A 19,143-nucleotide genomic window follows, 5' to 3' on the forward strand; every position below is an offset into this window, starting at 1 on the left:
TATAGCATGAAATCAATACTTCTTGCATTTTATCAGTATTACATTTACGGTAAAATATATAAGTTTTTATTATAATACAAAGGAAGATAAAAAATGAAACAAAAACCACTCGCTTTTCGAATGAGACCTTCGCATATTAATGAAATCATCGGCCAGGAACACTTGGTAGGTGAGGGTAAAATATTAAATCGCATGATAAAAGCAGAGCGATTGGCATCAATGATTCTTTTCGGACCACCTGGTACCGGTAAAACCTCCATGGCAGTCGCATTAGCCGGTAGTCTGGGTAAATCTGTTAAAAAGCTTAATGCAGTTGCAGATAAAAAAAAGGATATGGAAATTGTAGTGGAAGAGGCAAAAATGATGGGCCAGGTGGTTTTAGTCCTGGATGAAGTCCATCGCCTTGACAAAGCAAAACAAGATTTCTTGCTACCACATCTGGAAAGTAACTTAATTACATTAATCGGATGTACAACAAGCAACCCATACCACTCCATTAATCCGGCAATCAGAAGCAGATGTCATTTATTTGAATTGCATTCTCTCACTGTCGAAAATGTAAAAACAGCCATAAAACGGGCTACAAACGATGAAACTAATGGATTGGGACAAGTGAATGTTACGATCACTGATGATGCGTTAGATCATTTTGCCATCAGTGCAAATGGAGATATGCGCTCAGCTCTAAATGGCCTTGAACTTGCTGTCTCCTCCACACCAAAAAGGGAAAATGAACAAATTATAATAAATCTGGAAACCGCTGAAGAATGTATGCAGAAAAAAAGTTTTTCTCATGATAAAGGAGGAGATGCCCATTATGATGTGCTCTCAGCTTTTCAAAAGTCGATTCGTGGCAGTGATGTCGATGCAGCGCTTCATTATCTGGGCAGATTGATTGAAGCAGGAGATTTGGATAGCATTGCACGTCGCATGATTGTTATTGCCTATGAAGATATCGGCCTCGCAAATCCGCAGGCAGGCCCACGGGCAATTGCTGCTGTTCAGGCTGCCGAACGATTAGGTTTTCCGGAAGCACGCATTCCACTGGCTGTAGCCATAGTGGAATTGGCACTCTCTCCAAAATCAAATACTGCATATAAAGCACTTGATGAAGCATTGTCTGATATTCGCAGTGGCAAAAGTGGTGATATCCCTGCACACTTGAAAGACTCACATTATCAGGGTGCACAAACATTAGGCAGAGGTGTCGATTACAAATATCCACATAACTATGAAGGTGCTTGGGTAAACCAGCAATATTTGCCTGATTCTATAAAAAACAAACACTATTATAGCCCAAAAAACTCTGGCAAATTCGAAAAAGCTATGAAACAGGTATATGAAAAAATCCAGAATGATAAAGCCAACCATGTATAATTCCTCTTTATACGGTAACAATAGATATAAATATCCGAAAACTATTTATTTATTGGTATCCGAAAAAGGAGTTGAATATAATGGTGAAAGTCAGGCAGGATGCATGGTCCCACGAAGATGACTTATTGCTCGCAGAAACGGTGTTGCGCCACATTAGAGAAGGAAGCACTCAATTAAACGCATTTGATGAAGTTGGTGACAAACTAAATCGTACTTCTGCAGCTTGTGGTTTTCGATGGAATGCAGAAGTGCGTATGAAATATGATAATGCTATTGATCTTGCAAAGAGACAGCGAAAAGAGAAAAAACGGGCAATGGTTGCGAATACGAAAACCCCAGCCCTGAGAAAACCTGTAATAGAGATTCCCCAAAGCAATGAAGAGCAACCGGACGCTAATACATCACCTGGAGCAGAAGAATCTTCGATAACAATGGATATGGTTATTCGCTTTTTAAAAGAAGTAAAAAAAGACTATCATGCTTCCAATCAATCAAAAGTATCGATGGGAAAAATGCAAAAGGAAAATATGGATTTGAAAGAACAAGTAAATCAATTAGAAAAACAGCTGGAGCAAACAAAAAATCAGTTATCCACGATACAGGAAGATTATCAGGTATTTATCCAAATTATGGACAGGGCCAGGAAAATGACGGTACTTGATGATCAAGGTTCAATGTCAACGCCTGCTTTTAGAATGGATAAAAACGGAAATTTAGAACAGCTTGCACAAGGAAACTAATAAGCAAAAACGAACCCGATTACACCATGAGGTAATCGGGTTCGTTTTCTTATGTATACTATCAATCCCAATCGTGCCGTCTAAGTCAAGTTTTGATCCCGCTTTTGGCAGGTGGGTGTTCTGCTTTATGTTTCTTATGCTACCTCAGATTAAGTAAAATGAGGTGTGCATGCACCATAAAAACCAATCGAACTCCCAAGTATATAATTGTTCGGTCAAAATACTTTTAATAGACGAACACATCAGGATTGGTAGTTATCTATTTATTTTGTAAATTTATCTTAACATAGCAATTATTTTATTTCAAGTACTGTAATTATAAAATATCCAGTATAACCTTACGGGCTACTACCGTGTTAAACATTCAGTCTTTTTTTTCGTGTAGCTGAATATTTAATTCTTGAAGTTGTGTTTCTGTCACTTCACTTGGCGCATCCGTTAATAAATCTGAAGCTGAAGCAGTTTTCGGGAATAAAATAGTATCTCTTAGATTTGATCTCCCTGAAAGCAGCATGATAATACGATCAAGGCCCAGTGCGACTCCTCCATGAGGCGGTGCACCATATTCCAATGCCTCAAGTAAGAAACCGAATTGTTCATGCACTTCTTTCTGTGTAAATCCCAATGCCTTAAACATTTGATCCTGCAGTTCTTTTTTATGAATTCTTACAGAGCCTCCACCTAACTCATAACCATTTAATACAAGATCATACGCATTTGCACGGACATTTGCAGGATCTGTTGTTAATTCAGGAATATCCTCTTCAACCGGAGATGTGAATGGATGATGAGCAGCAAAATATCTGCCAAGTTCTTCATCATACTCCAACAGTGGCCAATCCGTCACCCAAAGGAAGTTAAATTTCGATTCATCAATCAGTTCCAATTCTTTACCAAGCTTTAAGCGTAGCGCTCCTAAGCTGTCGTATACCACAGGCGTCTTATCTGCTACAAATAACAATAAATCCCCGTTCGTTGCATTGGCTCTCGAAAGAAGTCCCGATTTTTCCTCGTCTGTCAAAAACTTGGCTATCGGCCCCTTCACTTCATCATCTTCCACTTTCAACCATGCAAGACCCTTTGCACCATATATTTTTACAAATTCAGTCAGCTTATCGATTTCCTTGCGTGAATAGTGACCTGCCTGTCCCTGGACATTCAACAATGCTACTTTTCCACCTGCATTAATTGCCCCTTCGAATACTTTAAATGTCGAGTTGCCAAGAATATCCGATACATGGATCAGTTCCATACCAAATCTCGTATCCGGTTTATCCGATCCGAAACGTTCCATCGCCTCGTCATATGGCATTCGCTTCAAAGGTAGTGAAATATTAATATTCTTAACTTCTTTCAAAACATGCTGCATCATTTTCTCCGTCATTTCCATGATCTCATCACTTGTTAAGAAAGATGTTTCGATGTCTATTTGCGTAAATTCCGGCTGACGGTCAGCCCTAAGATCTTCATCACGGAAACATCGTGCAATCTGATAGTATTTTTCAAAGCCACCCATCATAATCAATTGCTTAAATAGCTGTGGAGATTGCGGAAGTGCATAGAATTCTCCCCCATGCACGCGGCTTGGAACCAGGTAGTCACGAGCTCCTTCCGGGGTGCTTTTCGTCAGAATTGGTGTTTCCATTTCAAGAAATCCATCATTATTCAAAAAGGTACGTACCGCCTGTGTCGTCTGGTGTCGAAGCTTGAAAATCTTTTGCATTGGTGCTCTGCGTAAATCCAAATATCGATATTTAAGACGAAGGTCTTCTGCCACATCTGTTTCATCCTTTATTGTAAGAGGTGGTGTTTTGGATTTATTAAGTATTTTAATGTCAGAGACCATAACTTCAATTGCACCCGTATCCATTTTGGGGTTTACTGTTGATTTATCCCGCTGTACAACCTTACCTTGTACTTCGATTACAAATTCTGTTCTGACAGTATCCGCAATTTCCAACGCCTCTTTGGAATTATCAGGATTAAAAACAATTTGGACCACACCGGATTTATCACGTAAATCAATGAATATTAATCCACCCAAGTCTCGGCGTGTCTGTACCCACCCTTTTAATAATACAGTCTGGTCTATGTTTGTTTCACGTAATGTACCGGCCTCGACCCGTTTACTCATTGTCATTTCCTCCTCGAAGTTTTTTCTGCATGCTTTCAACTAACTGCGAAATAGGAAGTTCGGTTTGTTCGCCGGTTTCCATTGACTTTACATTTATAACCTGCCGTTGAAGCTCATCCTCACCTAAAATCAAAACATATTTTGCCCTAAATCGATCGGCTGCTTTAATTTGAGCCTTCATTTTACGTCCCAGATAATCTTTATCCACCTGGATACCACTACTTCTCAATTCATGAACAAGTCGAACAGCTTCCTTTTCTTCCTTCTGTCCTGCTGCCACAAAAAAGCAATCTAACTTATCATCAACCGGGATTTTAACATTTTCTGCCTCCAAGGCCATTAATAATCTTTCAAGGCCCATTCCAAATCCGATTCCTGGTGTATCAGGACCTCCCAATTCTTCGGTGAGACCATTATATCTTCCGCCCCCGGCTAATGTTGTAATGGCACCAAATCCGTCTGCTTCACTCATGATTTCAAAAGCTGTATGATTATAATAGTCGAGTCCCCGAACTAAATTTTTATCTACTACATACTCGATTCCCATCATTGTCAAATAATCTTTTACCTGTGTAAAATATTCTTTCGACTCTTCATTTAAGTAATCCAAAATGGAAGGAGCTGTTTTCATTGATGGATGATCACGATCTTTCTTGCAATCGAGAATACGCAATGGATTCTGCGTCAGTCTGGTCTGACAGTCCTGACAAAGTTCATGTTTATGTGGCGAAAAATGATTCACCAATGCTTCGCGGTGATTGTTTCTGCTTTCATTATCCCCGAGTGAATTTATAACCAATTTTAAGGATTTCAATCCAAGCTCCTGATAACATTTCATTGCCAGATCAATCACCTCTGCATCCACAGCCGGGTTAGCACTTCCTAATACTTCCACACCAAATTGATTTAATTGGCGCATTCTTCCTTTTTGTGGACGCTCGTATCGAAACATTTGGGCAAAATAATAAAGTTTAACCGGCTGTTTAGGGTCGCCAAACAGTTTATTCTCCACAAAAGCCCGTACAACAGATGCTGTACCTTCCGGGCGTAATGTCAGACTTCTCCCGCCCCTGTCTTCAAACGTGTACATTTCTTTTTGCACGATATCTGTGGAATCACCAACCCCACGCTGAAAAACTTCAGTATGTTCAAATAGTGGTGTACGTATTTCATTAAAATGATATCGATCACAAAGGTCTTTGATTTTTTCCTCTACAAATTGCCATTTCCTTACATCAACCGGTAAAATATCAACGGTCCCTCGTGGTGCTTTCATCGTCATTTGGAGTCCCCCCTAATTCTTTCGTAAATACAAAAAAAACCCTTATCCCCTAAAATATAAAGGGACGAGAGTTTACCCGCGTTGCCACCCTAGTTGACGCTATTCTTTTATTAGCATCCGCTCTTCACAGTTAACGCCTGCAAAACGTCTGTATCTACTATCGATTCGATACAGAGCCTCTGGAGTGTCTTTCATTGGACCAGTCTCTCGCGAAAATGTTTTCAGCCAATGACATTTTCTCTCTTCTCCAAGTGGTATCCAATTACTTTTTCCTTCACCGGTTTTGACTTCTATACATTCGAATGTCTATTATCTTAATAGCTTGATGTTTGAATGTCAAGCACGATTAATTTTTTTCTTTAACATTTTAACTTCCCCTAGAGTAATCCCGAATTCTTCAGCTATTTCCATGTGGTTTGCATGTCCTTGCAATTCCATAAAGTGGTGTAAATCAACACCTGTTACTTCTTTACTCATAGACACATTCCATTGTTTATCATTAGATCGCATAACAATCATACCTCCTCAACTATATATTAGCTTTGCCTAATCCACAAGTTTTTATTATACTTGGAGTAGAAAACCAATCCATATAAGGGGGACATTTGTTTGCATTTTAAAAGAACAACATTATGTATGTTCAGTATCTATGTAGTGCTTCTATTTTTTTCACCCCCCGTTCTTGCAAATGAGGCTGTTGTTAATGAGGATAATTTAAATATCCGCAGTGGCCCTGGAACTGATTATGACCAAATAGGACAGGCAGCTGCCGGAGATGTCTATACAATCATTCAGACACGGAAGGATTGGGTGGAAATTGAACTGGATAAGGAGCATTCAGGCTGGGTTACTAAAGAATACATAACAATTAACAGTGAGGATGGAGTGGAAGAAGTTAACGGACAGTCTATTACCATTCAATATGATAATACACATCTGCGCAGTGCCCCTTCAACGGACTCCGACATTATCCATTTCGCCAAAAAGGGAGAAGACTACCAAATAATTGGCCGAAAGGGAGAATGGGCTGAAATAAAACAGGATGACACCACTGGTTTTGTTTTAAATAAGTTTGTTGATAAGCGAAAGAGTAAATCTTCCTCTGACGGCGGCTTCACCAATAAAACTATTGTTATTGATGCAGGACATGGGGGACGTGATGTAGGAGCTATAGGCGCCACCGGGGTATTTGAAAAAGACATAGCTTATCTGACAGCTCGCGAACTGGAGCATGAGCTTACAATGCTTGGAGCAAATGTTTTATTGACCAGATCAGAGGATGAATTTATATCTCTTGGAAGCAGGACAAGCTACGGGAACCATATGGATACAGACGCATTTATAAGTATTCATTATAACAGTACACCTTCATTACCTGATGTCACAGGGATCGAAACCTATTATTACCATGATCAGCATAAAACACTTGCGGAATATATCCAAACAGAGTTAATTAAAGAAACAGAGGGACAGGACCGCGGAATAACATTTGGGGATTATTTAGTAATCAGGCAAACCTTTAAACCCGCTGTATTATTGGAATTGGGTTTTATATCCAACCCGGAGCATGAAGCGCTCCTGAAAACCACCACTCATCAAAAGAAAATAGTAACAGGAATTATCAATGGGTTAGGGAAATACTTCGCAAATGACTAAAGGGATGGTCTAAATCCATCCCTTTTATTTATCCCTGCTGTCCAGGATTAACGTTACCGGACCAGCATTAGTAAATTGTACATCCATCATTTCCCCGAATTCACCTGTTTGTACATTTACGCCCTTATCTATTAACAATTGATTAAATTTTTCATATAGTTCCTTCGCATGAGCTGGCTTAGCTGCCTGCATAAAGTTTGGTCTTCTCCCTTTACGTGTATCACCATATAATGTGAATTGCGAAATGGACAGAATGCTTCCGGCAACATCCTCCAAAGATAGATTCATTTTCTCATTTTCATCCTCAAAAATACGTAAATGAATAATTTTATTTATAAGATATTTTACATCTTCAATAGTGTCTTCATGTGTTACTCCAAGTAGAACAACCAATCCGTTTTCGATTTCCCCCACTGTTTTTTCATTTACGTTAACACATCCGTTTTTCGCCCGCTGAATAACTGTTTTCATTTATAGAATCCCCTTTAAATTCCTTTTACAACTAGTGCACTGTTCTTGTTACAGTGTATACATCTTTGATTTGTTTGACCCGCTCAACAATCTTCCTTAAATGACCAGTATTATGAATGAGAATGGTTAATTGGATAATCGCCATTTTATTTCTATCCGACCTGCCGTTTACATGGGTTATATTTGTTTTCATTTCATTTAATGCCTGCAGCACTTCATTAAGTAGTCCTCTTCGGTCATAACCAGATATTTCCAAGTCGACATGGTATTGTTTTTGGGCATGCTGGTCACCTTCCCATTCTACATGTAAATAACGCTGTTTCGCTTCTTCTGTCTGTACATTTGGACAATCAGCACGGTGAACGGAAACACCTCTGCCTTTTGTGATATAACCAACAATTGCATCACCCGGTACTGGATTACAGCATTTTGCCAGCCGAACTAAAAGGTTGTCCACACCTTCAACCCGAACACCGGAATCTCCTTTTGGTGACTTCTTTTGTTTGAAGTCGGTATTTACTTCTTCGATCGTTTTTGCAAGATCCTGCTCTTTTTGTTTCCTCTGGCGAATTTTATCTGTAAGGCGTGTTGCTATAATTGCAGCAGTTATCCCTTGGTAACCTACTGCTGCATACATATCATCCTCACTTGAAAAATTAAATTTTTCCATGACGCGTTCAAGATTTTCCTGTGTTAATACATCCTTTGGTTCAAGTGACAGATCATGTATTTCTTTATCAACTGCCTCTTTACCTTTTATGATGTTTTCTTCACGTCGTTGTTTTTTGAAAAACTGTCTTATTTTATTCTTCGCCTGTGAAGTCTGTGTGATTTTCAGCCAGTCCTGTGAAGGCCCATAGGAATGTTTAGATGTCATGACCTCAATAATATCGCCATTCTTCAGTTGATAATCAAGCGGCTCCATCTTACCGTTGATTTTTGCTCCTATTGTTTTATTTCCAATTTCCGTATGAATTTTGTAAGCAAAATCAAGTGGAATGGAACCAGAAGGAAGTTCAATTACGTCTCCTTTTGGAGTAAAAACATAGACCATATCGGAAAATAAATCGACTTTAAGGGACTCCATGAATTCCTCAGCATCATTTGTTTCACTCTGCCAATCCAGGATTTCCCTGAACCAAGTCAATTTTTCTTCAAAAGACTTTTTGCTATTTTTTATCTGGCGCCCCTCTTTATATGCCCAATGCGCAGCAATCCCATATTCTGCAATTTCATGCATTTCCTTTGTCCTGATTTGTACTTCGAGCGGATCACCCTTGGGTCCTATTACCGTTGTGTGCAAAGACTGATAAAGATTTTGTTTTGGCATGGCAATGTAATCTTTAAACCTTCCAGGCATCGGTTTCCAACATGTATGAATAATGCCCAAAACGGCATAGCAATCTTTAATGCTGTCAACAATTATACGTACTGCCAACAAATCATAAATTTCATTAAATTGCTTGTTTTGCTTGGCCATTTTTTGATAAATACTATATAAATGCTTTGGTCTTCCTGACATATCCGCTTCGATATTAACATCTTTAAGCTGTGCATCTACTTCAGTCATTACTTCTTTAATATAGGATTCACGCTGTTCTCTTTTTTGCTTCATTAGTTGGACAATACGGTAATACTGCTGTGGGTTCAAATATCGTAATGCTGTATCTTCTAATTCCCATTTAATCGTTGAGATTCCTAAGCGATGTGCCAATGGAGCAAAAATTTCCAGTGTTTCATTAGAAATACGCCGCTGCTTATCAGGCCTTAAATGCTTTAACGTTCGCATATTGTGCAATCGATCCGCAAGTTTTATTAAGATTACACGAATGTCCTTTGCCATTGCCACAAACATTTTCCGATGATTTTCGGCCTGTAATGCTTCCTTGGATTTATATTTAATCTTACCCAGTTTTGTCACACCATCAACAAGCATCGCTACTTCATGATTGAATGTTTCCTCTAATTCTTTAAATGTAACTGTTGTATCTTCAATAACATCATGTAACAGACCGCCGGCAATTGTCTCTGCATCCATTTCCAGATCAACCAGAATCCCTGCTACCTGAACAGGATGAATGATATAAGGCTCCCCCGATTTTCGATACTGATCCTTGTGTTCATGCGCTGCATAGTTATATGCACGAGAAATCAGATCAGTATCTTCTTCAGTTAGGAACTCTCCAGCTTTACTCATAATGTCATCTATTGTTAATATATTATCTTTTGCCATGTAATCACCTTTACTCACTCGCTGTCTGAAATGTTTAATATATATACATTCTATAGTACCAAAATAATTGTCTAAATGTACAGACAAACCCAATGTATTTACGTCGTCTGGAAAAATATATAATAAGAGGTCTGATGATATCGAAGTTTATCATCAGACCTTTAAATGTTATATACTAATATTGCATTAATGTTAAAACATCGTAGCCGTCCAGTTTTTCCATTCCATCAAGATAGCTGAGCTCAATGATAAATGCACACCCGGCTACTATTCCCCCAAGTTCTTCCACTAAATTGATGGTCGCTTCAATTGTACCTCCTGTGGCCAGCAGGTCATCTGTGATCAATACACGTTGCCCTGGTTTAATGGCATCTTTATGTATGGTTAGAACGTTTGATCCATATTCCAATCCATACTCTGTTTTAATAACTTCACGTGGGAGTTTTCCCTCTTTTCTTACAGGGGCAAACCCGACTTCCATTGCATAAGAAACAGGGCATCCGATGATGAATCCACGCGCTTCGGGTCCTACAACAACGTCAATTTCTTTCTCACGGGCATATTCTACAATTTCATCAACCGCAGATTTAAACGCTTTTCCATTATCCATCAGTGGGGTAATATCTTTAAATTTAATTCCTTCTTTTGGCCAGTCTTCTACAATTTTAACATATTTTTTATAATCCATATGTTTGCTCCTCCTTGGGTCTTTCCAAATAATCCATACAAGTTGTAAACCATTTTTTCAGTTCCATGTAGTTGGAATAATATAATATCTTTTCTATTTCAGCTTGAGCCAGTCTCTCCTGATATGCATTTGATTCCTGCAAATCCTTTTTTAATGGGTGCGGATTTAATTCAATAACGCCATTTTCTATCTTAACAAAACCAAGTTCAAAAAATACCTTTGAAAGGAAGATGATACGATCTTTATTCCATCCTTTTGCTTTCATAATCGCCGATATTTCCTTTTTCAAGTCAATTGATTTTCTTTTTAAAATAAGTGCATAAAACCATTTAAATTCATCCCTGGACGGAAATGCAGTCAAATACGTACTTTCTTCTACATAATAACATGCATGGATATTGACCGGCTTTGTAATCCGGATAATTTCTTTTAATCTTTCCAGCGTTACAGGTAAATCAAATATATATAATTCATCTATTTCAGGCAGACTTCCTATATCTGTATCATATGTTATTTGCCGAACCTCAGCCGGAAGTATCCCCTTTTTATTACTAATGGCTAAATTTCTGTTATTTGATGCAATTGAATGCGTGTCTACACTATTTTTACCTCGGTGATCGAATAGTTGCCATTCCTCAATCTTCATATCCTGTATAATAATTTGTGCTTTTTTATTTCCATTCCATTCATTGATGCCGAGTTCTCCTGCAATCGTAACCGGTGTATGTGGTGAAATGTGCGGATGTAAATCGCCCATCCCAAAACCGATTCCATCTAATAATACACCGTCTTGTCTGAATTGGAGTTTCAGGTGGTTTCGTTTACTCCCAATTTGACGAACTTGGGATGGATTCTCCTTTAATTCAAAAACAGGCTTTGGATTTTTCATACCAAATGGTGCAAGTTGATTAATTTCATTAACTAGTTCTTCACTTATTTCAGGAAGATTGATTGTATGACTGATTTCTATTTCCTGCTTGAAGTCTTCTTCTGTAAGCTGTTCGTTAATTAATGTCTCAAGCGCTTCCTGTACGGTTTGCAAGTTTTCGTCCGGTATTGTCATCCCGGCAGCTTGAGAATGACCACCAAAATGTGTGAAATGTTCTCTTATTTTCATACAGTTTTGAAAAAGATCAAAAGCAGGAATACTTCTTGCAGACCCCTTTACTTGAGAAGTATCAGGCTTGATTGCTAATACAATTGCCGGTCGTTCATATTTTCGTACAAGTTTTGAGGCAACAATTCCAAGCACACCTTCATTCCAGCCTTCTTTTGCAACAATAATTACGTTATTCTCTTTATTGACCATTTCTTCAGCTTCTTTAACGATATTAGAAACGATTTGTTGTCTCTGTAAATTTAACTGCTGAATCTCTTGGGCGATATATTCTGCTTCCTCCTGTTCGTCTGTCATTAAAAGCTGTACAGCTAAATCTGCATCTTGAAGTCTGCCAACTGCATTTAACCTTGGCCCAATTAAAAATCCCACGTCTTCTTCTGTAACATTTCCCTCTATTTTACATATATGCTTTAATGCTTTTATTCCAGGATTATTCGTTGCTGTAAGTGCACGCAATCCATAAAAAGCAAGGATTCTGTTTTCATTTACCAGTGGAACCAGATCGGCAATCGTACCAATTGCAACAAAATCCAGCAAGTGTTTTGGAAAATAGCCCAGCAAGTGTTCTGCAAATTTAAATGCTACACCCACTCCTGCAAGTTCCTTAAAGAAATAACCCGGAGAACATTTCGGGTGCAGGATTGCAAAGGCGTCCGGTAATTCATCCTGTACTTCATGATGATCCGTAATGATTAAATCGATTCCCAATTGTTTGGCAATAGCTGCTTCCCGTACTGCAGCAATTCCATTATCAACAGTAATGATTAAATGGAAGCCATTTTCATATGCTTTTCTGAAGGCTTCTTCATTTGGACCGTAGCCTTCGGTAAAACGATTCGGTATATAATAATCATAATCGGCTCCAAGCTCCTGTAATGTTTTTAACAGTACAGTTGTAGAGCTTACCCCGTCTGCATCATAGTCTCCATATACTAGAATCTTCTCCTGTTGATCAATCGCTTTATGAACACGCTCGCACGCTTCCTCAATTGAATCAAGTTTAGCTGCGCTATATAAATCTTCTATATCAGGTGAGAGAAATTTTGCGGCTTCCTTTGCCGTTGTCACACCTCTTTGCAACAAAAGCTCTTTTATGACCGGTGAAAGACTGGTTGAATCATCCATCAATTTGACCGTGTCATCCTGTATTGTTGTATATTTCCAAATTGCCTTACTCTGTAACATAAATTCACCCCTGACTAATCTATTATACACATAGTTAACCAGAGGGAGCAATTAGATTTATTTCGTAGTTTATTTTTTTACAGATTTATTTTTTTCCTTTTTTCTTTCCTCCACCTTTAATCCGTTTTCCTGCAGTTTATTTTTCATTTTTTTATTTTCATCCTGCAATGATTTTATCTGACGCTGCAGTTGATATACTTTTACTACACCTGCAGCAGCTGTAATAATCCCGCCCATTAATACGGAAAACAGGATAATCAGGATCAGCGGAGATTCTCCACTCCAAAATAAATAATTCACTTCAACAGGATCCACATTTGTCACAGCAAATATCGCAACAATTATAACTACAATGATTGCCAGAATAACATAATATTGTCCCTTCATCCTTTTCCTCCTCATTTATATGTATTGTATTACTGCTAGTTAAATTACCCTGTTTCTTCATTTTTTAAGCATAGAACAAAAGCTCGGGGGAGGTTTGATGGGACGAGTAATCGCAGTCCCACTGTTTAGAGAACAGTCTCCTGGTTAAATTAGCTGTGTTTTCATGATAGATGGTGGCGGTATGCTCTTAGCCGCTATGTTGGTTTCTTAACGAACGAACAAATCCCCGGCACGTGTCATGTACCAGGGATTTATTAAACAAATTATACCTGCGGCCCTTCCACACGCTTTTTCTTTGTGAAATCAACCGGTCTTTTCTTAATCATTTTACCGCGCCAAACAAGCCATAACTGTGCGGCAATAAATAAGGAAGAGTAAGATCCCGCCAGCAGTCCAACCGCAAGTGCAATTGCAAATCCAGAAATCGATTCAGCCCCAAGAAACAGGAACGCCAGTACAGCTACCACTGTCGTTACCGTTGTATTGATACTGCGGGTAAATGACTGTACAATACTCCGATTTACAACACTTGCAAGCTGCTTAAAGGAAGTAATTCGTTTTTTATCTCTTAGATTTTCTCTAATTCTGTCAAAGATTACAATCGTGTCATTAATTGAATAACCGACGATTGTCAGCACTGCTGCAATGATGGTTACATCAAATTCAATCCGGGTAAAACTGAACACTGCCAGCAAGATAAACACATTATGCAACAGCGTAAGAATTGCTGTTAATGCAAAGAATAATTCAAAACGGAACGCTACATAAATAATCATTGCTACTGCAGCTATTGCAACTGAATAAATAGCATTTTTTACAAGTTCCTGCCCGACAATTGGCGAAACAACACTTACACTTGGATTCATTCCATATTTATCATTGAAAAATTGCTGTACTTCAGCAACTCTTGTATCGGAAAGAACCGTATCAAATCGCGTTACTGCAATTTCGTTATTTTCACCTGAAAGTACAATGGATTGTGCTTCTAAATCAAGCTGTTCCAGTCCTTCCTCAACTTCTTCAGTAGTTAAGCTCGATTCGGATACGATTTCAACTCGTGAACCACTTGTAAAATCAACTCCAGGATTCAACTGAAATAAAGCAAAGGAAACCGAGCCGAGTATAACCAGAATAATGGAAGCCATAAAGAATTTTTTCCTATGTTGTACAACATTAATCTCACGGTTAAAAATCTTTGGTTCTACTTGCGTATTATCAGCTATATCTTTAATATCCTTCTGTTTCACACCAAGCCAGCTTTTTCTTTCTTTCAGGAATTTGCTTTTTACCCATAGCCCCAACAGAAGCCTCGTTCCAAAGACTGCTGTCAGAAAACTGATTAATATACTGATAATCAGCATTGTCGCAAATCCTTTTACAGAGCTTGTACCGAAAATGAACAGAATTGCCGCTGCTAATAATGTTGTAATATTGGCATCGAATATGGTTGACAGGGAATTTTTCGTACCTGTTTTGAAAGATGCCATCACAGATTTACCTGTTCTTAGCTCCTCTTTCATTCTTTCAAAGGTAATCACATTGGCATCAACAGCCATACCAACTCCTAAGATTAATGCTGCCAATCCTGGAAGTGTCAATACACCATTCATTAAATTAAATACCAGTAAAACAAGGAATATGTAAATACATAAATTAATGGCAGCTATAATTCCAGAAAAGCGATAAACCACTATCATAAACAGAAAAATTAAACCAATTCCGACAAACGCGGCAAAAACAGTTTCATTTAATGCCTGCTCCCCAAATTGTGCTCCCACAGAGGTAGAATATATTTCTGTCATATCAACAGGCAATGAACCGGAATTGATAATATCTGCAAGCTGCTGCGCTGATTCTACTGTGAAGTCTCCACTGATTTGTACATTTGTGGTGTTTAATCGTTCACTAACGCCAGGGGCAGAAACAAATTTAGGATCTTCTTTCGTCATTTCCTCTTTATAGGAATCCCCTTCCTGATAATCCATCCAGATTACCAAACGGTTATCCGGAAAACCCATCTCCTGTATCTGTTGTGTAACTTCACCAAACAAAGAGGCATCCTGTAATTGTAAGGTAACTACAGGTGCATTGGTATTGGGATCGAAATCCTGTCTGGCACTGCCTTCCTGGATATCAGACCCATCCAATAATTCATTATCATTTACGTCACGGAAGGAGAGTCTAGCCGAGGTTGAGAGAATTTCCCGAGCTTCTGCCTGGTTTTCAACTCCAGCCAATTGAACCCGGATTCTATCCTCACCTTCAATATTAATTACAGCTTCACTGATTCCGAGTCGATTGACACGATCATTTAATGTTGAAACCGTACCTTCCAATAAGCTTCTAGTAACTTCTTCTCCTTCATCTACAGGCTCAATTTCGTATAATACTTCAAATCCGCCCTGAAGATCCAGACCTAAATTTATATCTTTTGTAATTCCTGTGACCGTTGTTCCAATCGTCCCCGCAAACACGAATACAATTAGAAAAAAGGCAACAATTCTGCCTCTGTTTTTCATTTACACTTTTCCTCCCTTTAATTACTCGGGTAAAATGTCAGGTACATTATTTTAAGCCTCTTTGCCATTTTCCTTTGTCAAAGCGGAAATAGACGCCATTAAGTCATCATTTTTATAGGCATTAACAGTCAAATAACTCAAGTAAATATTTGATCCGAGATGAAAAATATCCTGAACGATTTCATACAGCCGTTTTTCAGGATCACCTTTCCAGACTTTTTGAACAAGACAATTCCACACATCTTCACGTGTTACTTTTTCATAACCCATCAGGTGAAATTCACGGGCTTTGCTTTCCAGTGCCGGTTCAATCATTTCTTTCCAGTCACTTGTTTTTTGTATATTTTCCATAATTTCCCTCCTATTGTTGGAGTGATAATTTCTTCTTGTCATGCTTGGCCTACTCAAGCGCATATATATCATTGTATATGATAATTTATTTTTTGAGAAGGCAGGCCTTAAAAGAATGACCAAACAAACATTTTTACAAGGAGCTTTAATTTTAATATTTGCTGGAATGATTACAAGGTTTTTAGGTTTTATTAATCGAATTGTAGTTGCCCGTCTAATGGGTGAAGAAGGTGTTGGTCTTTATATGATGGCCCTTCCGACCTTATTTTTGGTAATTACATTAACACAGCTGGGTTTACCTGTTGCCATATCAAAGCGTGTTGCTGAAGCAGAAGCAATGAATGATCAGATGAAAGTGAAAAAAATTCTAATTGTATCCCTGATTATCACCTCATTATCCAGCATTTTTTTAATGTTGGGAATGATTTTCGCAGCTCCGTTTATAGCAACTACATTGCTTACAGATGAGCGTACGATGTATCCATTAGTTGCTATTAGTCCCATTGTTCCAATTGTAGCAATATCTTCGGTCTTAAAGGGATATTTTCAAGGAAAACAAAATATGAAGCCCCAAAGCTATGCCCAGGTGATTGAGCAGATTGTCCGAATTGCCTGCGTTGCATTTTTCGTTAACCTGCTACTTCCATATGGCGTGGAATTTGCTGCGGCAGGTGCCATGTTCAGTGTCATCCTCGGGGAATTTGTTTCGTTGCTGTATATCGGGCATTTATTCAAAAGAAAAAAAGTAATAAAAATCCGGACACGCTTTTTCGCTTATCTAAAGTCTAGTAAGCAGACACTGAGAGAGCTATTTTCCATTGCACTCCCTAGTACCGGAAGCCGTATGATTGGATCATTATCAAATTTTCTTGAACCAATCATAGTTGCTCAAAGTTTAGCACTTGCAGGAATTTCAAGTTCCATCGTGACAAAACAATACGGGGAATTAACAGGCTATGTACTTCCCTTACTATTTTTACCGACATTTATAACCCAATCTTTATCAACAGCACTTGTCCCTTCAATTTCAGAGGCCGCAGCACATACGAATAAAAGTTTAATTCATTATCGCATCCATCAGTCTATTCGTATTTCTTTCGCATCAGGTGCCATAGCAACAATTGTCCTGTCGCTTTTTTCCGAGCCAATATTAACATATATGTATGGTACAAGTAACGCAAGTAAATTGTTGGTAATAATGGCACCCTTTTACATTCTACTTTATATTCAGGCGCCATTACAAGCAGCATTACAAGCGCTTGATTTAGCAAAACCGGCAATGTGGAACAGTTTATTCGGTGCAGCATGTAAATTTATTGTACTATTTGCATTAGCCTCAAATCCAAAATTTGGTATTATGGGAGTTGCAATTGCAATGTCCGTTGGCGTTATATTGATAACACTACTGCATTTAGCAACTTTAAATAAGGAAATCCGCTTCTTTATTCCAATTAAAGATGTCATCAAAATGGTTGTGCTCATTATTATGACTTGGGGGATTGGAACATTTCTCAAAAATATATATGGAAATATGGAATCAAACATTATCCTGTTTTTCCTGGTACTGGCCATCTTAACAAGTTGCTATGTTATATTACTTTTCTTATTAAAATTTATTACGAAAGAGGAATTGCAACAAATTCCCCTTATACAAAAATGGTTATAAAAATTGCCGCTTATGTAACGAACATAAGCGGCAGTTTATTGTCCCATATAAGGGAGCAAATAACGGAAATAAATATAAACAGAACAAATAATAAGTGATAACAGGACAAAAGGTATTCCATACAGCATAAAGCGGATAAATGAAATTTTTTGTTTCGCCCCCTCAGCTAAGCCCGCAACGACAACATTGGCAGATGCCCCAACCAGGGTTGTATTTCCTCCAAGACATGCCCCCAAGGCTAATGCCCACCAAATCGGATCTAAATATACCATTCCATAACTTTCAAATTCTTGAACGACGGGGATCATTGCTGCAACAAAAGGTATATTATCTACAACACCTGAAAATAATCCTGAAACCCACAAAATCAATAATGTTGTACTTGAATAATCTCCATCCGTCGAAAGTACAATAGCTCTTGCCATTTCATCTATAAGTCCAACTTCCTCAAGTCCTCCCACTAACGTAAAAAGACCGATAAAGAAAAATAAAGTAACCCACTCAACCTTTTCAAGAATACGTTCTGTGGCTATTTCCTTCTCTGTTAATAATAAAAGTAATACAGCCCCTGTCAGTGCAATTATAGTTAATTCTACATGGAGAAATGCATGGAGCAGAAAACCTGCAATCGTCATTAATAAAACGGTAACTGATTTATAAAGCATAGGCGACTTTATCAAATATGCATTAGCATTAATGTTCATCAACTCTTCAACATTCCTATTTTCGTTCCGTAATGATTTTCGAAAAAGAATAAAAAGAAAACCGATCATGACAACAAATACAATCAGAGCAAGAGGAGCCATATGATTTAAAAACGACAAAAATGTAAGATGTTCGACGGCCTGTCCAATCATAATATTTGGTGGATCGCCAATTAATGTGGCAGCCCCTCCTACATTGGAACTAAAAATAATTGCTAGTAAATAAGGAAATGAAGGTAAATTTAAGATGCTTGTTATTTTTAACATAATGGGAACGAATATCAGAACTGTTGTCACATTATCAAGTAAGGCAGATCCTATTGCTGTTAAAATGCATGCTCCGATTAATAGAGGCATCGGAGACCCATTAACTTTTTGCGCAAAACGAATGGCAATAAAACTGAATAATCCCGTTTTCTCGGTAATTGAAATAAGAACCATCATGGAAAACAATAATGCAATCGTATTCCAATCGATATAATTCATAAAAACATCTTCAGCTGTATATATACCAGTCAATAATAAGAGTGTACCACCTGAAAGTGCTACAACAGCCCGGTTAATCCGCTCAGTCATGATAAAAACATAACTTATCAGAAAAATGACTGCAGCAAGAATTACATCCATAGC

15 protein-coding genes, 1 other RNA gene and 1 other annotated feature are annotated in these 19,143 nt (G+C 38.2%); of the genes, 4 read left to right on the plus strand and 12 right to left on the minus strand.

Going from position 1 to position 19,143, the window contains the following annotated elements; all coding sequences use genetic code 11:
* The first annotated feature begins 93 nt into the window (after positions 1–93).
* Together ACZ427_RS10025 and ACZ427_RS10030 are read left to right on the plus strand one after the other, a co-directional pair.
* Entirely contained in the window at positions 94–1,377 is a 1,284-nt protein-coding gene (locus ACZ427_RS10025; RefSeq protein ID WP_461177531.1) for a replication-associated recombination protein A, read from the plus strand.
* An 80-nt stretch (positions 1,378–1,457) separates the two neighbouring features.
* On the plus strand, positions 1,458–2,117 hold the full coding sequence (locus ACZ427_RS10030; RefSeq protein WP_461177530.1) for an RsfA family transcriptional regulator: 660 nt from the start codon (positions 1,458–1,460) through the stop codon (positions 2,115–2,117).
* 60 nt (positions 2,118–2,177) lie between these two features.
* On the opposite strand, the gene ssrS is transcribed toward ACZ427_RS10030, so the two are convergent.
* From ssrS to ACZ427_RS10050, 4 genes are all read right to left on the minus strand, one after another.
* A non-coding RNA gene (gene ssrS, locus ACZ427_RS10035) (6S RNA) lies at positions 2,178–2,369 on the minus strand.
* A gap of 112 nt (positions 2,370–2,481) precedes the next feature.
* Positions 2,482–4,251, minus strand: coding sequence for an aspartate--tRNA ligase (gene aspS, locus ACZ427_RS10040; protein WP_461177529.1), 1,770 nt, complete (start codon positions 4,249–4,251; stop codon positions 2,482–2,484).
* Positions 4,244–5,533 (minus strand): histidine--tRNA ligase, encoded by a 1,290-nt coding sequence (gene hisS, locus ACZ427_RS10045; protein WP_461177528.1) that lies wholly within the window; start codon positions 5,531–5,533, stop codon positions 4,244–4,246. Before hisS ends, aspS begins: the two co-directional genes overlap by 8 nt.
* Positions 5,534–5,590: 57 nt before the next feature.
* Positions 5,591–5,820, minus strand: a binding site (T-box leader).
* A gap of 49 nt (positions 5,821–5,869) precedes the next feature.
* Positions 5,870–6,043 (minus strand): hypothetical protein, encoded by a 174-nt coding sequence (locus ACZ427_RS10050; protein WP_461177527.1) that lies wholly within the window; start codon positions 6,041–6,043, stop codon positions 5,870–5,872.
* Between the two features lie 99 nt (positions 6,044–6,142).
* Between ACZ427_RS10050 and ACZ427_RS10055 the strand changes: the two genes are divergently transcribed.
* Complete coding sequence (locus ACZ427_RS10055; protein ID WP_461177526.1) at positions 6,143–7,189, plus strand: N-acetylmuramoyl-L-alanine amidase; 1,047 nt, start codon at positions 6,143–6,145, stop codon at positions 7,187–7,189.
* Positions 7,190–7,213: 24 nt separating this feature from the next.
* Here ACZ427_RS10055 and dtd read toward each other — a convergent pair whose 3' ends face one another.
* The 7 genes from dtd to ACZ427_RS10090 all read right to left on the minus strand — a co-directional run bounded on the left by dtd (position 7,214) and on the right by ACZ427_RS10090 (position 16,143).
* Positions 7,214–7,660, minus strand: coding sequence for a D-aminoacyl-tRNA deacylase (dtd, locus tag ACZ427_RS10060; protein ID WP_461177525.1), 447 nt, complete (start codon positions 7,658–7,660; stop codon positions 7,214–7,216).
* Between the two features lie 31 nt (positions 7,661–7,691).
* Complete coding sequence (locus tag ACZ427_RS10065; protein ID WP_461177524.1) at positions 7,692–9,893, minus strand: RelA/SpoT family protein; 2,202 nt, start codon at positions 9,891–9,893, stop codon at positions 7,692–7,694.
* Positions 9,894–10,068: 175 nt separating this feature from the next.
* Entirely contained in the window at positions 10,069–10,581 is a 513-nt protein-coding gene (locus ACZ427_RS10070) for an adenine phosphoribosyltransferase (protein WP_461177523.1), read from the minus strand.
* Complete coding sequence (recJ, locus tag ACZ427_RS10075) at positions 10,571–12,886, minus strand: single-stranded-DNA-specific exonuclease RecJ (RefSeq protein ID WP_461177522.1); 2,316 nt, start codon at positions 12,884–12,886, stop codon at positions 10,571–10,573. The genes ACZ427_RS10070 and recJ overlap by 11 nt, the downstream gene beginning before the upstream one ends.
* Before the next feature lie 69 nt (positions 12,887–12,955).
* A complete protein-coding gene (locus tag ACZ427_RS10080; RefSeq protein ID WP_461177521.1) occupies positions 12,956–13,273 on the minus strand; it encodes a LapA family protein in 318 nt (105 codons plus the stop codon).
* A 263-nt stretch (positions 13,274–13,536) separates the two neighbouring features.
* Positions 13,537–15,792: a protein translocase subunit SecDF gene (gene secDF, locus ACZ427_RS10085; protein ID WP_461177520.1), complete on the minus strand. Its 2,256-nt coding sequence runs from the start codon at positions 15,790–15,792 to the stop codon at positions 13,537–13,539.
* A 51-nt stretch (positions 15,793–15,843) separates the two neighbouring features.
* Complete coding sequence (locus ACZ427_RS10090; RefSeq protein ID WP_461177519.1) at positions 15,844–16,143, minus strand: post-transcriptional regulator; 300 nt, start codon at positions 16,141–16,143, stop codon at positions 15,844–15,846.
* A gap of 115 nt (positions 16,144–16,258) precedes the next feature.
* Here ACZ427_RS10090 and spoVB point away from each other — a divergent pair, with 115 nt between their 5' ends.
* Positions 16,259–17,809 (plus strand): stage V sporulation protein B, encoded by a 1,551-nt coding sequence (spoVB, locus tag ACZ427_RS10095; protein WP_461177518.1) that lies wholly within the window; start codon positions 16,259–16,261, stop codon positions 17,807–17,809.
* Between the two features lie 35 nt (positions 17,810–17,844).
* Here spoVB and ACZ427_RS10100 read toward each other — a convergent pair whose 3' ends face one another.
* The gene (locus ACZ427_RS10100; protein WP_461177517.1) at positions 17,845–19,140 is read right to left on the minus strand and encodes an ArsB/NhaD family transporter; all 1,296 of its coding nucleotides are present in this window, start codon (positions 19,138–19,140) and stop codon (positions 17,845–17,847) included.
* Positions 19,141–19,143 lie beyond the last annotated feature (3 nt).

Source organism: Virgibacillus ainsalahensis, assembly GCF_055380755.1.

Excerpts from the sequence above, each read along its gene's own strand:
- ACZ427_RS10025 (WP_461177531.1), top strand. The coding sequence starts at position 94 with ATGAAACAAAAACCACTCGCTTTTCGAATGAGACCTTCGCATATTAAT.
- ACZ427_RS10030 (WP_461177530.1), top strand. The coding sequence starts at position 1,458 with ATGGTGAAAGTCAGGCAGGATGCATGGTCCCACGAAGATGACTTATTG.
- aspS (WP_461177529.1), bottom strand. The coding sequence starts at position 4,251 with ATGAGTAAACGGGTCGAGGCCGGTACATTACGTGAAACAAACATAGAC.
- hisS (WP_461177528.1), bottom strand. The coding sequence starts at position 5,533 with ATGACGATGAAAGCACCACGAGGGACCGTTGATATTTTACCGGTTGAT.
- ACZ427_RS10050 (WP_461177527.1), bottom strand. The coding sequence starts at position 6,043 with ATGCGATCTAATGATAAACAATGGAATGTGTCTATGAGTAAAGAAGTA.
- dtd (WP_461177525.1), bottom strand. The coding sequence starts at position 7,660 with ATGAAAACAGTTATTCAGCGGGCGAAAAACGGATGTGTTAACGTAAAT.
- ACZ427_RS10065 (WP_461177524.1), bottom strand. The coding sequence starts at position 9,893 with ATGGCAAAAGATAATATATTAACAATAGATGACATTATGAGTAAAGCT.
- ACZ427_RS10070 (WP_461177523.1), bottom strand. The coding sequence starts at position 10,581 with ATGGATTATAAAAAATATGTTAAAATTGTAGAAGACTGGCCAAAAGAA.
- recJ (WP_461177522.1), bottom strand. The coding sequence starts at position 12,886 with ATGTTACAGAGTAAGGCAATTTGGAAATATACAACAATACAGGATGAC.
- ACZ427_RS10080 (WP_461177521.1), bottom strand. The coding sequence starts at position 13,273 with ATGAAGGGACAATATTATGTTATTCTGGCAATCATTGTAGTTATAATT.
- secDF (WP_461177520.1), bottom strand. The coding sequence starts at position 15,792 with ATGAAAAACAGAGGCAGAATTGTTGCCTTTTTTCTAATTGTATTCGTG.
- ACZ427_RS10090 (WP_461177519.1), bottom strand. The coding sequence starts at position 16,143 with ATGGAAAATATACAAAAAACAAGTGACTGGAAAGAAATGATTGAACCG.
- spoVB (WP_461177518.1), top strand. The coding sequence starts at position 16,259 with ATGACCAAACAAACATTTTTACAAGGAGCTTTAATTTTAATATTTGCT.
- ACZ427_RS10100 (WP_461177517.1), bottom strand. The coding sequence starts at position 19,140 with ATGGATGTAATTCTTGCTGCAGTCATTTTTCTGATAAGTTATGTTTTT.